General features: G+C 70.9%; 17 protein-coding genes. 9 read left to right on the top strand and 8 right to left on the bottom strand.

The genetic code is table 11. The features are described from left to right. Positions 1-81: 81 nt before the first annotated feature. The 3 genes from U8525_RS10540 to U8525_RS10530 all read right to left on the bottom strand — a co-directional run bounded on the left by U8525_RS10540 (position 82) and on the right by U8525_RS10530 (position 2,610). Complete coding sequence (locus U8525_RS10540; RefSeq protein ID WP_374264364.1) at positions 82-396, bottom strand: hypothetical protein; 315 nt, start codon at positions 394-396, stop codon at positions 82-84. Positions 397-471: 75 nt separating this feature from the next. Next, on the bottom strand, positions 472-1,347 hold the full coding sequence (locus U8525_RS10535; protein ID WP_374264362.1) for an N-acetylmuramoyl-L-alanine amidase: 876 nt from the start codon (positions 1,345-1,347) through the stop codon (positions 472-474). A 159-nt stretch (positions 1,348-1,506) separates the two neighbouring features. Further along, positions 1,507-2,610, bottom strand: a complete 1,104-nt coding sequence (locus U8525_RS10530) for an ornithine cyclodeaminase family protein (protein WP_374264360.1) — start codon at positions 2,608-2,610, stop codon at positions 1,507-1,509. 214 nt (positions 2,611-2,824) lie between these two features. Between U8525_RS10530 and U8525_RS10525 the strand changes: the two genes are divergently transcribed. The 3 genes from U8525_RS10525 to U8525_RS10515 all read left to right on the top strand — a co-directional run bounded on the left by U8525_RS10525 (position 2,825) and on the right by U8525_RS10515 (position 7,199). Next, positions 2,825-4,096 carry an ATP-binding protein gene (locus U8525_RS10525; RefSeq protein WP_374264358.1) on the top strand — a complete coding sequence of 424 codons (1,272 nt, stop codon included), beginning with the start codon at positions 2,825-2,827 and terminating at the stop codon, positions 4,094-4,096. 201 nt (positions 4,097-4,297) lie between these two features. Beyond that, positions 4,298-5,482: an alpha/beta fold hydrolase gene (locus U8525_RS10520; protein WP_374264356.1), complete on the top strand. Its 1,185-nt coding sequence runs from the start codon at positions 4,298-4,300 to the stop codon at positions 5,480-5,482. A 184-nt stretch (positions 5,483-5,666) separates the two neighbouring features. After that, complete coding sequence (locus U8525_RS10515) at positions 5,667-7,199, top strand: methyl-accepting chemotaxis protein (protein WP_374264354.1); 1,533 nt, start codon at positions 5,667-5,669, stop codon at positions 7,197-7,199. On the opposite strand, the gene U8525_RS10510 is transcribed toward U8525_RS10515, so the two are convergent. Continuing rightward, positions 7,147-8,679, bottom strand: coding sequence for an MFS transporter (locus U8525_RS10510; RefSeq protein ID WP_374264352.1), 1,533 nt, complete (start codon positions 8,677-8,679; stop codon positions 7,147-7,149). The genes U8525_RS10515 and U8525_RS10510 overlap by 53 nt on opposite strands. Before the next feature lie 178 nt (positions 8,680-8,857). Between U8525_RS10510 and U8525_RS10505 the strand changes: the two genes are divergently transcribed. From U8525_RS10505 to U8525_RS10495, 3 genes are read left to right on the top strand one after another with little or no spacing between them, the layout of a single operon-like run. After that, positions 8,858-9,856 carry a polyprenyl synthetase family protein gene (locus U8525_RS10505; RefSeq protein WP_374264350.1) on the top strand — a complete coding sequence of 333 codons (999 nt, stop codon included), beginning with the start codon at positions 8,858-8,860 and terminating at the stop codon, positions 9,854-9,856. Continuing rightward, entirely contained in the window at positions 9,853-10,449 is a 597-nt protein-coding gene (locus U8525_RS10500) for a GbsR/MarR family transcriptional regulator (RefSeq protein ID WP_374264348.1), read from the top strand. Before U8525_RS10505 ends, U8525_RS10500 begins: the two co-directional genes overlap by 4 nt. Positions 10,450-10,470: 21 nt before the next feature. Then, positions 10,471-10,998, top strand: a complete 528-nt coding sequence (locus tag U8525_RS10495) for a gamma-glutamylcyclotransferase (RefSeq protein WP_374264346.1) — start codon at positions 10,471-10,473, stop codon at positions 10,996-10,998. 12 nt (positions 10,999-11,010) lie between these two features. Here U8525_RS10495 and U8525_RS10490 read toward each other — a convergent pair whose 3' ends face one another. Next, on the bottom strand, positions 11,011-12,375 hold the full coding sequence (locus U8525_RS10490; RefSeq protein WP_374264344.1) for a sorbosone dehydrogenase family protein: 1,365 nt from the start codon (positions 12,373-12,375) through the stop codon (positions 11,011-11,013). Positions 12,376-12,797: 422 nt separating this feature from the next. Here U8525_RS10490 and U8525_RS10485 point away from each other — a divergent pair, with 422 nt between their 5' ends. The 3 genes from U8525_RS10485 to U8525_RS10475 all read left to right on the top strand — a co-directional run bounded on the left by U8525_RS10485 (position 12,798) and on the right by U8525_RS10475 (position 14,302). Continuing rightward, positions 12,798-13,061: a hypothetical protein gene (locus tag U8525_RS10485; protein ID WP_374264342.1), complete on the top strand. Its 264-nt coding sequence runs from the start codon at positions 12,798-12,800 to the stop codon at positions 13,059-13,061. Then, positions 13,058-13,846, top strand: coding sequence for a heme oxygenase (biliverdin-producing) (locus U8525_RS10480; protein WP_374264340.1), 789 nt, complete (start codon positions 13,058-13,060; stop codon positions 13,844-13,846). The genes U8525_RS10485 and U8525_RS10480 overlap by 4 nt, the downstream gene beginning before the upstream one ends. Before the next feature lie 105 nt (positions 13,847-13,951). Then, positions 13,952-14,302: a PilZ domain-containing protein gene (locus U8525_RS10475; protein ID WP_374264338.1), complete on the top strand. Its 351-nt coding sequence runs from the start codon at positions 13,952-13,954 to the stop codon at positions 14,300-14,302. Between the two features lie 16 nt (positions 14,303-14,318). Here the strand turns inward: U8525_RS10475 and U8525_RS10470 are convergent, their stop codons facing one another. From U8525_RS10470 to U8525_RS10460, 3 genes are read right to left on the bottom strand one after another with little or no spacing between them, the layout of a single operon-like run. Continuing rightward, on the bottom strand, positions 14,319-15,269 hold the full coding sequence (locus tag U8525_RS10470; protein WP_374264336.1) for an aldo/keto reductase: 951 nt from the start codon (positions 15,267-15,269) through the stop codon (positions 14,319-14,321). Between the two features lie 44 nt (positions 15,270-15,313). After that, positions 15,314-17,518, bottom strand: a complete 2,205-nt coding sequence (glgB, locus tag U8525_RS10465) for a 1,4-alpha-glucan branching protein GlgB (protein ID WP_374264334.1) — start codon at positions 17,516-17,518, stop codon at positions 15,314-15,316. After that, complete coding sequence (locus U8525_RS10460; RefSeq protein WP_374264332.1) at positions 17,515-18,849, bottom strand: phosphotransferase; 1,335 nt, start codon at positions 18,847-18,849, stop codon at positions 17,515-17,517. Before U8525_RS10460 ends, glgB begins: the two co-directional genes overlap by 4 nt.

Genomic DNA, 18,849 nt, shown 5'->3' with positions numbered 1-18,849 from the left:
GGGCCACGCGCGCCAGCGCACCCGGGCATGGAGCCGGGCACACCGGTGGCGGGGCGCGTGCGGACGACGGGGGACGCGGCCTTACGCGAGAGGGACTATGGGGACGTGCAGGATGTCATCCGCGTCGGCGGACGACGGCTCGGTGGTTTCGAGCGTGATGCGGGGCTCCCGGAACGGGGAGTCCACGAGCCCCGGCAGCGGCGTGGCGACGGCCAGCGGCCGCACATGGCCACAGCACGCGCAGTCCACGCAGGTGGGAGCGCACTGGCCCTGCGCGTCGTCATCCGCGCAGCCCGTGAGGCACGTCTCCGCCTGCGCCGGCACGAACGCGTGCGCGAGCCCGCCCCCGACGGGAGCGAGCAGCACCAGGCAGAGGATGAGCCAGAGTCGAAGCACCGGGACGGCCTTCTAGCACGTCCCGGCTGAAGCTTGCACGTCGTGAGGCAGGGCGGGCGGCGCGAGGAGCGCTGCTCAGCCGCCAATGCCCTTGCGCAGCCGGGCCCAGTCGAAGTTGGACGCCGGGTCGTCCTTGCGGCCCTTGGGCACGGCCACGTCCTTGTGCCCGACGATGTTCTTCATGGGCACGTTGTACTCCTGCTTCAGGTAGCCCACGAGCTGCGTCAGCGCCTTGTACTGCGCCTCCGTGAAGGCCGTCTTGCCGCTGCCGTCGTTGACGATCTCGATGCCGATGGAGCGCGCGTTCACGTCCGTGGGCACGCCGTGCAGCTCCGACTTGCCCGCGTGCCACGCGCGCTTGGTGTCACCCACGAGCTGGTAGATCTTCCCGTCGCGGTCCAGCATGTAGTGCGCGGACACCTTGCTGGCCGGGTTGCGCATCCACGCCAGGTCTCCGGAGCCGTTGTTGGTGCCGGTGTGGTGCAGCACGATGGTGTCGATGTCCGCGCCGTTGCGCGAGTCGCTGTTGGGCGAGGGCGCGCTGATGACCGCGGGCTTGGTGAACTTCCCCGGCTGCGTGGGCGTCGTCGGCGTGGAGACCTTCGCCAGCGCCTTCTTCAGCGCCGCCGCCGTCTGCTCTCCGTAGTAGCCGGTGGTGGAGATCTTGTTGTCCGCCTGGAACTTCTTCACCGCCGTCTCGGTCTTCGGCCCGAAGGAGCCCGGCCCCGAGTTCATCTGCGCCTGCGTCATGTAGCCCAGCTTCACCAGCCCCTGCTGCAGCTGCTTCACCTTCGCCCCCGAGTCCCCCTTGCCCAGGCCCGCCGGCGGCGCCGTGAGGGCGGTGGACGCGGCCGCCACGCGCGTGGAGGCAGCGGTGGCGCGGGGGGCCGTGGCGGCGGTGCTCGCGGGCGCGGTGGCGGTGGCGCGGGTGGACGGGGCGCGGACGGTCATGATGTACAATTCCAGGAATAGTGGACAGTTGTTGCTCTCGCGATTGTCGAACCCCGGTTTGGAAAGTTGTGTGCCGGGAGCGAAACGAAATCGCCCCGAGGTCCGGCATGGGCGCCGGGCACAGGGGCGGGCCGCACCGCGTTTGTCGTCGGGCGGGCGTCAGGTGCCCGCGGCGCGGCGCGGCGCTTCCGTGCGTCCGACCGCTTCACCGCGCACCTGGGAGTACGGATCCAGCGGGTCGCCCCCCAGCGCCTCCAGCGCCACCAGGGTGCCCAGGCCCAGGCGCCACGCGTGGTCCAGGAGCAGGCGCGTCACCACGTGATCCTCCAGCGCGTGGCCGGTGGAGTCGAACACCGTGTTGCGCTCGCGCCAGCCCTGGAACTCCTCCGGCTGCTGCACCACGGTGGCCAGGTCCGGGCCGATCTGATCCGGGTGGAGCTGCTGGCACTCCCCCTCCAGGCGCGCCTGTGCGGGGAAGTCCGGCACGACGAGGCTGCGCCGCAGGAGCGCCAGGGGCAGCTCCGCCTTGCCCGGCTGATCCGCGCCCACCGCGTTGACGTGCGCGTGCGGCTGGAGCGCGTGGCCGGAGATGACGGGCCCGGCACCCGGGGACACGGTGGTCGCGGTGCAGAGGATGTCCGCGCGCATCTCCAGGTCCGGCAGCAGGGTGGGCCGCACATCAAGCCCCAGGAACGCCACGCGCCGCACGAACGAGCGCGCCGCGTCCGGATCGACGTCGTGCACCAGCACCTGCTCCAGCCGGAACACGCGGCTGAGCGCGTGCAGCTGCGAGACGGCCTGCGCCCCGCAGCCCACCAGCCCCAGCACCCGGCTGTCCGGGGACGCCAGGTAGCGGCTGGCCACCGCGGAGGCCGCGCCCGTGCGCAGCGCCGTGGCGAACACGCCGTCCATCACCGCCACCAGGTGCCCCGTCCTCACGTCATAGACGCTGTGCGACGCGACCAGCGTGGGCAGCCCCGCCTCCGCACGGTTGGTGGGCAGGGAGGCGGACACCCTCACGGTCAGGCTGTCTCCGCGCCGCAGCGAGGGCATCCAGCCGATGGTCCCGGAAGGCCGGGGCTCGCTGACCACCTGGAAGCCCTCCCGCTTGGGGACCTGCATGACGGACTCGTCGAACTCCCTCAGCGCCACGGTGAGGGCGTGGATGAGCTCGTCCATCAGCACGTGCAGGCCCACGCCCTCCACCAGTGCGAGCAGGTCGGAGGGGCCAAGCAGGAGGGTGCGAGGGTGCGAGAGCGTCATGCACGCGGAGTCTACGCCCCTGACAGGAATTGCAACGGGTCAGTTTTGATTACGGATTCCTGTCTCGCTGTGGCTTTTGAATGCAGGTGCAGGGAACAAGGTGGCGAGGAGACCGTGTTGCAACCGGGCGCCCGACATCCGGTGGATTCGTGCGGCCCCGGCCGCACGACCGCCCCACGAACCGCTCCACCTCAACGCCCGAGTGAACGCCGCCTTGAAGCCCTCCGTTCCCAGGACGCCCGGACTCACCACCGTCTCTGACCTGTCCCTCCGCCGCCTCGCCGAGGCGTCACCCGGTATTCCCCAGGCGCGCATCCTCCTAGTGGACGACACGCCGACGAACCTGCTCGCGCTGGAGGCCATCCTGGAGCCGCTCGGTCAGCAGGTGGTGTCGGTGCGCTCGGGCGACGAGGCGCTCAAGGCGCTGCTGCTGGACGAGTACGCCTGCGTGCTGATGGACGTGCAGATGCCGGGGCTGGACGGGCTGGAGACGGCGCGCCTGGTGCGCACCCGCGAGCGCACGAAACACCTGCCCATCCTCTTCATCACCGCGCTCAGCCGCGAGGCGGCCTACGTCACCCGGGGCTACGAATACGGCGCGGTGGACTACCTGCTCAAGCCGGTGGATCCGGACATCCTGCGCGCCAAGGTGTCCGTGTTCGTGGAGCTGTACCTGCGCGGAGAGAAGCTGCGGCAGCAGGCGCTGGAGCTGGCGGAGCGCCGGCGCGTGGAGGAGGAGCTCCAGCGCGCGACGGAGCTCGAGCAGCAGCTGGTGGGAATCGTGGGGCACGACATCCGCACGCCGCTCGCGGCCATCCTCACCACCGCCAACGCCCAGCTGTCGCGCGAGCCGCTTCCCGACGCCCAGCGCAAGGCCTTCGAGCGCGTGGTCCGGGGCGGCGAGCGCATCCAGCGCATCGTGGATCAGCTGCTGGACTTCACCCGCGCGCGCGTGGGCGGAGGCATCCCGGTGGTGCCCGGCGCGGGCGACCTCAACGAGCTGTGCCGCAAGCTGGTGGACGAGCTGCGCGCGGCGCGGCCGGAGCGCTCCATCGTGTGCGACTTCGCCCGGGACACCCTGCCGGGCGTGTGGGACCTGGACCGGCTGGCGCAGGTGGTGGCCAACCTCCTGGACAACGCGCTCAAGTACAGCCCGCGAGACACCCCCGTGCGCCTGCGCACCTTCGAGCAGGGCGCGGACGCCGTCCACCTGGAGGTCCAGAACGCCGGGCCGCCCATCCCCGCGCACGTCCTGCCCACGCTCTTCCAGCCCTTCCGCCGCGGCGAAGGCCCGGGCAAGCGCGAGAGCCTGGGCCTGGGGCTCTACATCGCGCGCAGCATCGTGGAGGCGCACGGCGGGACCCTCCGGGTGGAATCGACCCCGGACGTAGGTACGATCTTCTCGCTTTGCCTTCCGCGTCAGGCTTTGGTTGAAGCGCGCACGCACTCCCCGTGCGCGGATGTCGCCGCGCCCCTGACGGGCTGAAACAGCGTGACGGTCGCGTCACGGGCGAGGCATTGCAGTGCTGGCTGATAAGTCCATGGAAAAGCCATACAACAATCCATCCACATCAAAACCTCTCAATACATGAGGCGGAGTTGTGGAGGGTTTGCTACAATGCCAGACGTCCGGGAGGCAATCTGTCCGGACGCAAAGAGTGTCCGCTTTGGGGAGGGTGCGCGACAAATGAACGACAACTCGACGTGGATTCCCGTGGATGGAAGCGACCCGCTGCGTGCGTGGGTGCGACGCCCCGCCTCCGGGACGGGTCCGGGCCTGCTGCTGCTGATGGTGGAGGCGTTCGAGGGAAACGCCCACCTGAAGCTGATGGCGGAGCGCTTCAGTGAAGAGGGCTACGTGGTCGTGGTGCCGGACCTCGCTTCGAGGGGAGATCCGGAGGAGGTGGACCTGAAACCGGTGGTCGCGTGGATGCGCGCGCTCCCTGAGGTGGTGGGGCTCAGGGACAAGAAGCAGGTGGGCGCGCTGGGCTACGGGCTGGGCGGCACGCTGGCCGCGCAGCTGGCGGCGCACGCGCACGTGGACTGCGCGGTGACCTACTGCGCGCCGGGCATGGAGGACGTGCTCGCGCAGGCCGGGGAGAGCGCGGCCCCCATGGTGCTCCACTACGCGGAGTGGGACGGCTTCGTGCCCCCGTCCGCGGTGGCGCGCGTGAAGCAGCACGTCAACGCGGACGTGGAGCTGTACGTGTACCAGGGCGTGCGCCACGGCTTCTTCCGCGAGGGCTCGCCGGCCTGGCACCGGCCCTCGCAGATGACGGCGCACACGCGCACCATCGCGCTGCTCAAGCGGGTGATGGGGCCGCGCTACGACCTGGCCATGCTGTGGGACAAGCACACGGAGCTGGAGTTCGCCGTGCGCGACGCGGACGCGACCATGAAGACCATGGTGTCGCATCCGTATGTCAACAGCGTGCCGGTGATGACCGGGGGCGTGGGCGCGGAGTACCTGCACCGCTTCTACGCGAACCACTTCGTCCACGCGAACCCCAAGGACACGAAGATGACCCTGCTGTCGCGCACCGTGGGCGCCGACCGCGTGGTGGACGAGTTCATCTTCAGCTTCACCCACGACATCGAGATGGACTGGATGCTCCCGGGCATCCCGCCCACCGGGAAGTACGTGGAGGCGGCCTTCGTGGCGGTGGTGAACTTCCGCGGCGACAAGCTCTACCACGAGCACATCTACTGGGATCAGGCGTCCGTGCTCGTGCAGCTGGGCCTCCTCGACCGCAAGGGCCTGCCCGTCACCGGCGCCGAGGCCGCGCGCAAGCTGCTGGACGAGACGCTCCCGTCCAACACCCTGATGGAGAAGTGGGACGAGAGCGCGCCCTCCAACCGCAAGGCCGGCTGACGCCGGGATGACGGCCGCGCCCCGGGGTCGTGCCTACCCAGGGCGCGGTGTCTGACTTTCAATCGCTGGGACGCGCTGAGCCATTGCGCTGGCTCCTCTGGAATGTCCACAATGCGGCACCTCGCTGGATGGTCCAGGGGGGCTTCGTTTCCCAGACTTCCTCTGGATTTGGCGCCGCTCCCGGATGCGACTCTCTCTTTCCCAGAAGCTCACGCTCGCGCCGCTCTTGGTGGCGCTGTTCTTCGTCGTCCTCTTCTTCGGCTACCTCATCCCCCGGGTCAGCTCCGCCTTCGAGGCGCAGGGCCGGGACGTGGGGGGCGCGCTGCCCGCGGCGCTGGCGGCCACGCTGCCCGCGGCGATGCCGGGCGGCCAGACGGAGGCGCTCCAGGCGGTGCTGGAGCAGGCGGTGCGCCACCACCAGGTGGCCTACGTGGCCGTCTTCGACGGGACCGGGCAGCTGCGCGCGGTGGCGGGCGAGTACGCCGCCGCGATGCGGGAGCTGAGGGATCGGCTGAGCCGCGCGCAGGGTGAGGCGACGTTCTACGTGCGGGACGCGGACCTGCTGGACGTGAGCGCGCGCCTCGCGAACGGGGCGGGCACCGTGCACGTGGGCTTCAACCGCACGGCGGCGCGCGCGCAGGTCGAGGCCATCACCACCGGGGTGAGCGTGGTGATGCTGCTGGCGCTCGCGGTGTTCGTGGTGGTGGGCGTGGTGCTGGCGCGCCGGGTGGCGGCGCCGCTGGTGCAGCTGACGGAGGTGGCCCAGCGGATCGCGGAGCACGGCGACCTGCGCGAGTCGGTGCGCGTGGAGGGCACGGACGAGGTGGGGCAGCTGGCGAAGGCCTTCTCCATGATGGTGTCCAAGGTGAAGGACCTGCTCCAGCAACTGCAGGAGTCGTCGGACCTGCTGCGCGGGTCCGTGGACCACCTGAACGACTCCGCGGGCCGCCAGAACGAGATGGTCTCGCGCCACGCGGCCGCGCTCCAGGAGACGCAGGTGACGGCGCAGGAGATCCGCCAGACGTCGGTGGTGGCGTCGCGCGCGGCGGAGACGGTCATCGACGTGGCGGAGCGCGCGGAGGTGCTGGGCAAGACGGGCGAGGTCGCCATCACCGAGAGCATCGAGGGCATGGTGGCGCTGCGCGCGCAGGTGGAGCAGATCGCCGAGCGCATCATGGCCCTGGGCGAGCGCACCGAGCAGATCTCCGGCATCACGGAGACGGTGAAGGACCTGGCGGACCAGTCCCACCTGCTGGCGGTGAACGCGGCCATCGAGGCGGCGCGCTCCGGGGAGCACGGCAAGGGCTTCGCGGTGGTGGCGCGGGAGATCCGCGGCCTGGCGGACCAGTCCATCCGCGCGACGAACCAGGTGCGCAGCATCCTGGCGGACATCAGCACCGCCATCTTCGCCACGGTGGAGATCACGGCCGCGGGCACGCAGCGCATGGAGGCGGGCCTGGCCCAGGTGCGCACGTCCGGGGACACGCTGCGCCAGCTGTCCGCCATCGTGCGGGACAGCGTGGTGTCCGCCCGTCAGATCTCCCAGACGGTGAACCAGCAGGCCACCGGCATCGAGCAGATCTTCACCGCCGTGAACGAGCTCAACACGGTGATGGGCGACACGGTGAAGCGCATCTCCACCACCAGCGAGTCCGCCGTGTCGCTCAAGCTCCTGTCGGAGCGCGTGGCGGCGATGGTGCGCGACTACCGGCTGTAGCCGGGCGGGGGCGGGGCAGGAACCGCTCCACCACCTGGGCCACGGTGCGCGTGGTGGCGGCGCCGGGTTCGTTGACCCGGGCCGCGAGGAAGGCGGCCCCCAGCCGGGCCACCGACGACACGACGAAGAGGACGTGCAGGTTCACCCAGAGGTGGCCGCCCAGCATGAACTGCTGGGGCACTCGCGCCGCCAGCGCGCCGCCCAGGGCCGCCGCCGCGGCGTAGGCCAGCCCGCCCGCGGTGGCGAACGCCGCCAGGTAGAAGGGCCGCCCCTGGCGCGGCGCCACCGTGAGCGGCAGCGCGAAGATGGCCAGGCCGTGGCCGCTCCACAGCGCGCCCGCCAGCAGCACGTCGAACAGGAGCGGCCAGAGCGTCCCCGCCGTGGGCCACAGCCACAGCATGGGGATGGTGCTGATGCCCAGCGAGCAGAGCATCAGCACGGGCTGCGCGCCCAGCCGGTCGATGGCGCGGCCCCACAGGGGCGCCGTCAGGACGCGCACGCCCGCCACCGCCGCCGCGTGCAGGGCCATGATGACGAAGGTCATCTTGAGGTTCTGGAGGCTGTGCAGCGCGAAGAAGGGCGCGGACACGCCCACCGCCGCGTTCCACGCCACCTGGTACAGGAGCACCCGCCGGGCGCCGTCGTCCCGCCAGGGCAGGAGCGCCGCCTTGAGCTCCAGCCTGGGCGCGGCGCCCGGGGGCATGGGGTCATGCTGCGCGGCCATCATCAGCGTGGTGACGACGCCCATGACGCACGCGGCGAGCGCCAGCATGGGCAGCGCCAGTCCCACCCCGTCCAGCCCCTTCAGCCGGTCCATCAGCAGGCCCGCCGCGAGCGACGCGGCGGTGCCCATCAGCGTGGTGAGCGCGGTGCGCTTGCCGAAGAAGCGCCCGCGCACGGCGCCGGGGACGAGCTCCCCCATCCACGCCACCCACGCGTTGTTGCCCACCACGGCCAGCGCCGCGGACGCCCCCGCCACGGCGAGCAGCATGCGCTGCTGACCCTCCAGGGACAGGCCCAGCCACGGCAGCAGCGCCATGGGCAGCAGGGCGAGCCGGGACAGGCAGACCGCCGTCAGCGCCACCCGCCGGTGGCCGAAGCAGAGCGTGAGCCACGCCGCGGGGAACTGCACGAACTGCGCGCAGAACGGCAGCGCCGTCATCACGCCCACCAGGAAGGGCCCCAGCTTCAGCGCGATGGCCCAGGCGGTGAGCACCGTGGGGCCCGCGCACGCGGTGAACACCTCCGCGAACATCCCCTCCACCACGGACACCCGCAGGGACGCGCGGAGGCGCCGGTGCGGCGGCGGGCCCCGGGAGCCGTCCGGAGGCGGCGGGGCGCCCAACAGCGGCGCGGACGCGCCGGGCAGCGAGGCGCCAGGGCGGAAGAGAGGGATGCCCGTGGCGAGGGACGCGAAGCTCTGGACGAGGCGACGGCGGAGGGCGGCGGACACCGGCCTTCGTTTCCCATGGCCGCGCATTCCCTCTCAATCGGACCCCCAAGCACCTCCCGGCGCACGGCCGGGCACCAACCGGCCTGATTCGTCTCATTCCGCGTACTGTCCGTTCGTGCCCGCTGTCCGCCTGGAGGGCAGGAGGGAATCTTGTGCAGTTCACGCGGTCTTGAACTATATGAACGCGCCGAGGGAGACCGTGCACATGGATGTTGCTCACGAGCTGACGGAGTTTCTGGGGCAGGTGGAGCAGCGTCTGACCGACTTGCTCGCGGATGGCGACGTCGGGCCGGACGTGAAGGGCGATACGTTGATGGACGCGGCGCGCCACCTGTGCCTGGGCGCCGGGGGCAAGCGGGCCCGCCCCATGCTCGTCCGCCTGTTCGGCGCCGTGGTGGGCGTGCCGGCCGAGCGGCTGGTGGATGTGGGCGTGGCGTCGGAGATGATCCACTCGGCCAGCCTGCTGCACGACGACGTGGTGGACGCGGGCATGTTCCGCCGGGGCCGCCCGACGGTGAACGCGCGCTGGGGCAACATCGTGGCCGTGATGAGCGGTGACCTCATCCTGTCCACGGCGCTGTCGCGGCTGTCCCTGCTGGACGCCCGCCTGGTGCAGAGCGGCCTGGCCATCGTCACGGAGATGACGCGCGCGGCCATCGCGGAGGTGGAGGCGCGAGGCGACCTGAACCTGCCGCTCACCCGGCTGCGCTACATCGCCGAGGGCAAGACGGGCTCGCTGTTCGGCTGGTGCGGCAAGGCGGCGGCGACGCTGGCGGACCAGCCGGAGGCCGTGGCGCGCTTCGACGCGTTCGGCCGGCACCTGGGCGTGGCGTTCCAGATCGCCGACGACATCCGCGACATCCTGGGCACGGACGTGGGCAAGCCGCGGTACGCGGACGTGCACTCGCGCACGCCGTCCATGCCCATCCTGCTGGCGGTGTCCCGGGACGAGTCCCTGCGCCGCAAGCTCAAGGACGCGTGGGCGTTCTCCGTCGTCACCCCGGAGCGCACCCGGGAGATTGGCGCCGCCATCGAGGCCACCGGCGCGGTGGAGGCGTCCATGGAGCGGATGAACGCCGAGATCGAGGCGGCGCTCGACAAGCTGGGGCCCTTCGCCAGCGACGCCGCGGGCGCGGAGCTGATGAGCTGGGCGCACCGGCTGTCGGAGGGCATCGCGGAGCAGGTGAAGGGACGCGCTGCGTGAAGGGCTACCTGTGGACGGGGGGGGATCCCGGGAGCCAGAAGACACTCGCGCCGCCGGAGCATGGACGGCTGGCGCCGTGGGAAGCCATCGCCGTGGAGGCGGTGGGCAACGTCATCGAGTTCTGGGGCTTCAAGCGCAACCAGGGCCGCGTGTGGGGGCTGCTCTACCTGCGCGGCGAGCCGCTGACCGCCGGTGAGATCGAGCGCGAGCTGGACCTGTCCAAGGGCGGCGTGTCCATGCTGCTGCGCGACCTGGAGCACTGGGGCGTCATCCAGCGGGTGCGCGTGCCGCAGGACACGGTGTGGCGCTACGCGGCGGAGACGGACCTGGTGCGGATGGTGACGCACGTGGTGGAGGAGCGCGAGGCGGCCTTCGTCACCCGCATCCGCGCGGACCTGTCCGAGGCGCGCCGGCTGGCGGAGGGCGCCGGTGGCGTGCAGTCGGAGAAGCTGCGGCGGCTGGAGCGCATGGCCGTCCTGGCCGACCACGTGGAGCGCGCGCTGCGGCTGTTCATCAAGACGTCCCGCCTGGACGTGGGAGGGGTGCTGGGCGCGTTCCGCGACGGCGCCCTCTCACGCAAGGGCGAGCGGTAGGCACGACGAGGACCCACGCAAATGGATTCGCACTACGACCAGGTGATGAAGGCGCGCGAGCAGGCGGACGCGAGCACGCCCCGGCGCTACTTCGCGTACTCGACCATCCTGGACCGGGCCGCCTTCGACGAGTGGAAGCAGCAGCACAGCTACGGCTTCTTCGAGCTGCCGGAGGGCCAGCTCGCCGAGGCGCTGGACGTGGACCTCGTCTACGACTTCCCCTCGCGTTGGTGGGGCGGCCGGGTGGCGGGCCTGACGGACGCGCCGGGCGCGCGGGTGTACGGCCGGCTCTTCGAGATCCCCGGCAGGGACTGGCCCATCGTCCAGCACAAGGAGGGCTTCGTCACCCATATGTGCGTGGAGCGCACGGTGCGCGTGCGCGTGGCCGGCCAGGAGGTGGAGGCCACCGCGTTCGTGACCAACCCGCGCCGCGCGTCGTCGGACGGGCCGGTGAGCCCTCGCTTCGTGGAGGCGCTGGTGCGCGGCGCGAGGAGCGCCGGGCTGCCCGCGGAGTACGTGGAGAAGCTGGCGCGCGGCGAGGCGCGCTGACGCGCTCGCTGCTCAGGGCTGCGCGGCGGGCGCGATGCGGTAGAGCGCTCCCGCGTGGTCGTCGCTGACGATGAAGCCGCCGCCCGGGGCCAGGGCCACGTCCACCGGCCGGCCCCACACGCTCTGGTCCGGGTTGATGAAGCCGGTGACGGCGTCCACCTCGCCCGTGGGCTGGTGCGTGGCCAGGTCCCACGGGAAGACGGCGACCTTGTAGCCGGTCCGCTCCGTGCGGTTCCATGATCCGTGGTAGGCGACGAGCGCGCCGCGCTTCCAGGCCGGGTTCAGCTCCCCGTTGTCGAAGAACGTCAGGCCCAGGGGCGCCGAGTGCGCCTGGATGCCCTGGTCCGTCTTGTCCAACGCCGCGCAGTCCGCTCGTGAGCCGTCGCGGTTCATGTCGTAGTCGCGGTCCAGGGGCATGTGCTTCAGGCCGCTGGGGGAGTCCGGGTTGGAGTTGCAGAACGGCCAGCCATAGTGGCCACCCTCGCGCACGGAGGTGAGGGCCTCGGGCGGGTGGTTGTCCACGTACTCGGGAATCACCTTGCCGTACTTCCCGGTGCCGTCGTCGAACGGGTAGGGCGTGTTGTCGCGGTTGTTGACGGCCACCCACAGCGTGTCCGTGCCCGGCTCCCACGCGAGCCCCTCGGCGTTGCGCAGGCCCCGGGCGAACAGCTCGCGCGAGCCGCCGCTCCAGTCCCACCGGTAGATGGCGCCGCGCAGCGGGTCGCTGGTGGTGTCGCTCAGGCACACGTTGCACGTGGACGCGATGGCCACGTACACGCGGTGCTGTGAGTCCACGGCCAGGTTCTTGAGCTCGTGGCCGTAGGCGCCGTGCAGCTCCGGCAGGGACGCGTCCGGCAGCCCGGAGACGACCGTCTCCACCTCGCCGCGCGTCGTCTCGCCGGGCGTCCAGCGCGAGCGCGTGACGCGGTCCTTCTCCGACAGGAAGACCCACAGCTGCCCGTCGCGCTCGTGGAAGACGATGTCGTGGGGACGGCCCAGGCCGCCCGCCCACTGCGTCACCTCCGGCTCCTGGCCAGCGCGCGGGCGGACCTGCATCACCTTGTTCTGCCCGGGCACGGAGACGAGCAGGGTGCCCTCGGGCGAGAAGGCGATGAACCGCGCGCCCGGCACCCGCGCCCAGACCGACGCGGACATGCCTGCTGGGATGTTCAGGGAGCGCGGGACGTCGAACGGCTCGCTCCTCATGCCCTCGGGAACCTGGACCTGGGCTGCTTGGAGGCGCCAGGCCGTCGGCTGCTGGCTGCCCGCGTCGGCGATGCCCGCGTCGTGGATCGTGGGGGAGGGGGTGTTGGACTTGCAGCCGGGCTGCAGGCTCGCCAGCCCCAGGAACGTCGTCAGCACGAGGTGTCGCCGCATGGTCCGTTTTTCCTAACCGGAGTCCGCGACGGAAGGCGACCGGATTTCACCCTGCCTTTCGGGGATGTCCGGACCGGAACCCACCGAGCGCAACTGAACAGACCTTCAGCCAGTTTTTCAGTGCCCGGGCCGCGCCTGAATGCAGCCTGAACAAACCTTCAGCCAGTTTTCGCGGGAGGTGAACTGTCGTGCCTACATGAACAAAAGCGCAGGCCCGCGCCAACATATGAAACATGAAATCAATGAAACACATATTCATGAAATTAATTGAGTTGTCTGTCTTTTTTCTGGTGTTTGTGTCTGTCTTTGGAGTGTTGGCCAGCGGCTTCCGGATCAGAACCGCATGGACCGGGCTTGACGGCAGAAGGGCGTTGTGGCCTCATGAATTTGATTTCGATAATCAAAATCAACTGGAGGACGCGATGCTCGGTCAGGGATGCTGCAGGGCGGTGCTGGCGCGAGGCCCGTGCGCGGAGGTCACGCGGTGCAGCTGTGGGCACATCCACCTGGCCGTGGGGCCGGTGACGCTCCGCCTGGAGGAGGACGTGCTGCGCGCGCTGGGCCACACCCTGGTGGAGGCCATCCACCAGTTGGAGATGCCGCACGCGCCCACGCACGAGGCCGAGGTGCAGGAGCCGGCCCCCACCGTCGCCCACGCGGCGCCTGCCGGCGGGTGGAAGCAGTGAGCATCCGGGGGACGATCCGCTGGGGTGGCTTCGAGCGCTCCGCGAGGGACCGGCGCCTGCCCACCGCGCCCACGGCCCCCGCGAGTCTTCCGTCCACGCAGCGGCTGTCACTGCGGCTGGAGGAGGGGACGGGGATGGCGCGGCGCCAGGCGGAGCAGTCCACCTTCCTGGCGGCGCTCTTCCACGGCTCGTGGAACGGCGGCGTCTACGGCCAGTTCGTGCGGGCGCGCTACTACGTGAACCACCTGCGCCAGCTGCACACCGTCTACGAGGCGCTGGAGTCCGTGCTGCCGACGCTGAAGGACGGCCCCGTCACGCGCGTGCTGCGGCTGCCGGAGCTGCGGCGGGCCGCCGCGCTGCTCGCGGACCTGGACTGGTTCTGCGGCGACACGCGCACCAGGCCCTTCGCCTGCGCGGAGACGCGGCTGCACGCCGAGCGCATCCGCGAGGTGGCGGTGGAGGCCCCCCACCTGCTCATCGCCCATGCCTACGCGCGCTGTGTGCAGGACCTCTACACCGCGCCCCAGCGCTCGGAGCTCGTCGCGCGCGCGTTCGAGCTGGAGAACGGCCGCGGCACGGCCTTCTACAACGCGGTGTCCGCCGCGGAGCTGCGCTCCTTCCAGGCGCGCCTGGCCGCCCGCCTGGACGAGGTGTCGCTGACGGAAGGCGAGGCCCAGGAGCTGGTCCAGGAGGCGCGGCTGGCCTTCCGCATCCAGGCGCTCATCTGCGACGAGCTGGCTCGGGACGCGCCGGAGCTCCACGGCCTGGGCGACACCGCGGGGTAGGTGTCCCAGACCCCACGAGGAGGAGGTGAGCCGACCCCATGGGTCACCTCCTCGGCCGGGAGGGCGATATGTCGTTTCGTGACAGTCACGCTAGGATGACGGAACGTGACGCTCCAGATGACCTCTCCCATTGATCGCCGCGCCTTCCCGCGCATCCACGCGCCCCTCTACTCGCGCCCCGCGCGAATGAAGGTGGGCGACAAGAAGCAGGTGCTCGATGTCAGCCTCGGCGGCGCGCGCATCTACTCCGACGAGCCCCAGGACGTGGGCTCGCGCCTGGACCTGGAGCTGTTCCTCCCGGACGGCGGCTCGCTGGAATGTACCGCGCGCATCGTCTGGGTCATCAAGTTACCCAAGGACGCCGTGGCCCGCTTCGAGGTCGGCCTGTCCTTCATCGACGTGCCAGCGCCCGTGCTGGCACGGCTGAAGACCGTGCTCGTCGCGGATGAGGCCTGAGCCAGGCGGGCGCGGGCTACGCGGCGGACGCGCGGTCCAGCTCGCGCAGGTCGTCCGCGTCCAGCTCCAGGGAGAAGGCCCCGAGCAGCTCCTTCACCTGCGCCACGGACGTGGCGCTGGCGATGGGCGCCACCACCGTGGGCCGCGTGGCGAGCCACGCGAGCGCCACCTGAGAGGGCGTGGCCCCCCGGCGCTCCGCCACCTTCTTCAGCGCGGCGACGACGCCCCAGCCCTTCGCGTTGCCGTACTTCTTGAGCACGTTGCCCGCGCGCGGTGACGCCGGGGCGGGCAGGCCCTCCTGGTACTTGCCGGTGAGGAAGCCCGCGGCCAGCCCGAAGTAGGGCGCGACCGCCAGGTGCTCCTGCTCCGCTACCTGCTGGAGCGGGCCCTCGAACTTCGGGCGCTCCACCAGGTTGTACTCCGGCTGGAGCACCTGGTAGCGCGCGAGCCCGAGCTGCTTCTGCGTGTCCAGCGCCTGCTGCGCGCGCTCCGCGGTGTGGTTGCTCAGGCCCAGCGCCTTCACCTTGCCCGCCTTCACCAGCGCGTCGAAGGCGCGCAGCGTCTCCTCGAAGGGCGTGTTCGGGTCGTCGTAGTGCGCGTAGTACAGGTCGATGCGCTCCACGCCCAGGCGGCGCAGGGACGCGTCCACGCTCTTCTCGATGTGCGCTTTCGTCAGGCCCTTGCCCAGCGCCGTCTCCGCGCCGACCTTCGTGGCCACCACCAGGTGGTCCTTCGCCTTTCGCGAGGCGATCCACCTGCCCAGCACCGCCTCCGACTCACCGCCCACGTGGCCGGGGATCCACCGCGAATACACGTCCGCGGTGTCCACGAAGTCGCCGCCGCCCTCCACGAAGGCGTCGAGCACCGCGAACGAGGTGGCCTCGTCCGCCGTCCATCCAAAGACGTTCCCGCCCAGGCACAGGGGGAACACCTCCAGGCCCGTCGTTCCCAGCTTCCGCTTCGTCACGGCTCCTGCCGCCATTGCGTCCGTCCTTCCGGTGGGGCCGGGGGCTACCCCGGCGTGAACCACACCACCGACAGCGGGGGCAGGGTGAGCGTCGCGGAGGCGGGCTGTCCGTCCCAGCCCGTGGGCTCCGTCTGCACCTGGCCCCGGTTGCCCAGGCCGCTGCCTCCGTATTCCCCGGCGTCGGTGTTGAGCAGCTCCACATAACGGCCGTGGAGCGGGAAGCCCACGCGATAATCCTCGCGCGGCACCGGTGACAGGTTGGCCACGCACACCACGTGACGGCCGGGCATGTGCGAGCGGCGCACGAAGGCCAGCACGTTCGCCGCAGAGGCGTCCGGCTGGAGCCACTGGAAGCCCCGGGGCTCGCTGTCGCAGTCGTAGAGCGCGGGCAGGTCCCGGTAGATGCGGTTCAGGTCGCCCACCAGCCGCTGGATGCCCTTGTGGCCTGGATCCTGGAGCAGGTGCCAGTCCAGGCTCTTGTCGTGGTTCCACTCGGCCGGCTGGCCGAACTCGCCGCCCATGAAGAGCAGCTTCTTGCCCGGGTGGGCCCACATCCAGCCGAACAGCGCGCGCAGGTTGGCGCGCTTCTGCCACGCGTCTCCCGGCATGCGGCCGAAGAGGCTGCCCTTGCCGTGCACCACCTCGTCGTGGCTCAGCGGCAGCATGAAGTTCTCGCTGAACGCGTACAGCAGGCCGAAGGTGAGCTGGTTGTGGTGGTACTGCCGGTAGACGGCGTCCTTGGAGAAGTACGACAGCGTGTCGTGCATCCAGCCCATGTTCCACTTGAAGTGGAAGCCCAGGCCGCCCTCGCTGACGGGCTGGGACACCTTGGGCCACGCGGTGGACTCCTCCGCGATGACCACCACGCCCGGGTGCTTGCGGCGGATGGTGTCGTTGAGCTCGCGCAGGAACTGGATGGCCTCCTCGTTCTCGCGGCCGCCCCAGCGGTTGGGGATCCACTCGCCCTGCTTGCGGCTGTAGTCCAGGTAGAGCATGGAGGCCACGGCGTCCACGCGCAGCCCGTCGATGTGGTACTCCTCCAGCCAGAACAGCGCGTTGGCGATGAGGAAGTTGCGCACCTCGTTGCGGCCGAAGTTGAAGACGAGCGTGCCCCAGTCCGGCTGCGAGCCCTGGCGCGGGTCCGCGTGCTCGTAGAGGGCGGTGCCGTCGAACTGGCCCAGCGCGTGGCTGTCGCGCGGGAAGTGTCCCGGCACCCAGTCCACGATGACGCCCACGCCCTCCTGGTGCAGGTAGTCCACCAGGTAGCGGAAGTCGTCCGGGTGGCCGAAGCGCGACGTGGGCGCGTAGTAGCCGCCCACCTGGTAGCCCCAGGAGCCGCCGTAGGGGTGCTCCGCCACGGGCAGCAGCTCCACGTGCGTGAAGCCCAGGTCCTTCACGTAGCGGGACAGCTCCGGCGCCAGCTCGCGGTACGTCATGGGCCGGTCGCCGTCCTCCACCACGCGGCGCCAGCTGCCCAGGTGCACCTCGTAGACGCTCCACGGCTGCTGGGCCGCCTCCCCGCGCTGGTGGCGCGCCTCCAGCCACGCGTCGTCGCCCCAGTTGTAGCGGCGCAGGTCGTGCACCACCGACGCGGTGGCGGGCGGCGTCTCCGTGCGGAAGGCGAACGGGTCCGCCTTGAGCAGCGGGCCTCCGCCGTGGCCGGGGCGGATCTCGAACTTGTAGCGGGTGCCCTCGCCGACCTCCGGGACGAACAGCTCCCAGATGCCGGAGGACCCCATGCGCCGCATGGCGTGCAGGCGTCCGTCCCAGCCGTTGAAGTCCCCCACCACGGACACGCCCCGGGCGGTGGGCGCCCACACGGCGAAGGACGTGCCGTTCACGCCGTTGTGGTGGATGAGGTGCGCGCCCATGCGCTCCCAGAGCTTCTCGTGGCGGCCCTCGCCGGCGAAGTACAGGTCCAGCTCCCCGAGGGTGGGCAGGAAGCTGTACGGGTCGCGCAGCGTGAAGACCTTCTTGCCCGGGTACTCCACCTCCAGCAGGTAGCTGAAGGGCTCCGTGCGGCCGTTGATGCGCGCCTCGAAGACGCCGCCGAGGCGGTGCTGCATGGGCACCCTGCCTCCGAACTCCGGCAGCACGTGGATGGCCACGGCCTCCGGGCGGTAGGCGCGCACCACCACCGCGTCGCCGTCCGGGTGGACGCCCAGCACCGAGTGGGGCTCCGGATGGCGAAGCTCCACCACGCGTTGCAGCTCCGCGTCCACCTGTGCTCTGTCCACCGGCTTCCTCACTGGGCATCCTCCATCCGCAACAGGGCCTCGACGGGGATGCGCACCCAGTCCGGCCGGTTGGCGAGTTCGTAGCGCACTTCGTACAACAGCTTCTCCAGCTCGAAGGCGCGCAACATCACGTCGAAGGATTCATCGCTGTCGGGCAGGAAGGGCGCGCCGCGCGTCGCCTGGCGGTAGCCCTCCAGGAACGCGTCGCGGGTGGGGCCCACGCGCCCGCGCGGCTGGCCGCCCTCCAGCGCCACGGTGGCCTCCGCGTAGTCGAAGGAGCGGAGCATCCCCGCCACGTCGCGCAGCGCGCTGTACTTCTCCCGGCGCGCGGTGAACGAGCGGGACGGCTCGCCCTCGAAGTCGAAGAACAGCCACTGGCCCTCCGAGCGCAGCACCTGGCCCAGGTGCAGGTCGCCGTGGATGCGGATCTTCTGGCCGGACGGCGCCACCTGCGACAGGCGCTTCGCGTACGTGATGAGGCTGTCCCGCCGGACCTCCAGGTCCGCGTGCAGCCGCCCGGCGTCCGCCAGCGTCACGCCCAGCTCGCCCACGATGGACGCGCTCCAGCGCTGGAGGTCCTCCTGGAGCAGCGGCTCCGGGGAGAACGCCAGGTCGTCCGGCCCCGCGGAGGCGAAGGCCTTGTGCAAATCCCCCAGGCGCGCGCCCAGCTCGCGCATGTCCGCGAGGAAGCCGTCGCTCAGCGCCTTCTCCTGGCGCAGCCGCTCCAGCGCGTACTTCCAGCCGTCGACGGCGTTCGGCACGAAGCGGTGCGCCAGCGCGAGCGTCGCGCCCGCGGGGCCCTCCAGGTTCAGCGCGCCCAGCAGCTGCGGCGTCGCGCGGAAGTCCGTCTTCGTGGCGAGGAAGCGGCCCACCTCGTACTCGGGGTTCACGCCGGCCTCCAGCTTGCGGATGACCTTGACGATGACCCGCTCGCCCAGCACCAGCGAGGTGTTGCTCTGCTCCACGTTGAGCCGGCGCACGGAGAGCGGATCCGGCAGCGCCACGCCGCTGTCCGTGGAGGCGATCCATTCCCCCACCACGCGGCCAGAGCCCGAGGCCACCTGCTGTCCCTCGCGCGCGAGGTTGAAGACGGCGCGGACGCAGTCATCGTCCTCCAGCGCGCTGACGACGCCGTCCGGCGTCTGCCGCACCTGGAGCTGGTAGCGCTCCGGGTTTCCCAGCTCGTAGACGACCTCGATGATGGCCAGGGTGAACGAGCACGCGCCCAGCTTCATGGGCACGTGGTCCAGCACGCTGATGCTCTTGATGGGCCAGGCCTTGCCGGCGAACCAGCGCTGGGTCTTGAGGAAGTCGGGCAGCTTGGTCAGGTCCAGGGGGGTCAC

It is taken from the genome of Corallococcus sp. RDP092CA (genome assembly GCF_041903675.1).
In the GTDB taxonomy this organism is placed as follows: Bacteria; Myxococcota; Myxococcia; order Myxococcales; family Myxococcaceae; genus Corallococcus.
Note: the sequence above shows the minus strand (reverse complement) of the source record. Positions and strands in the feature narration are given on the sequence as shown.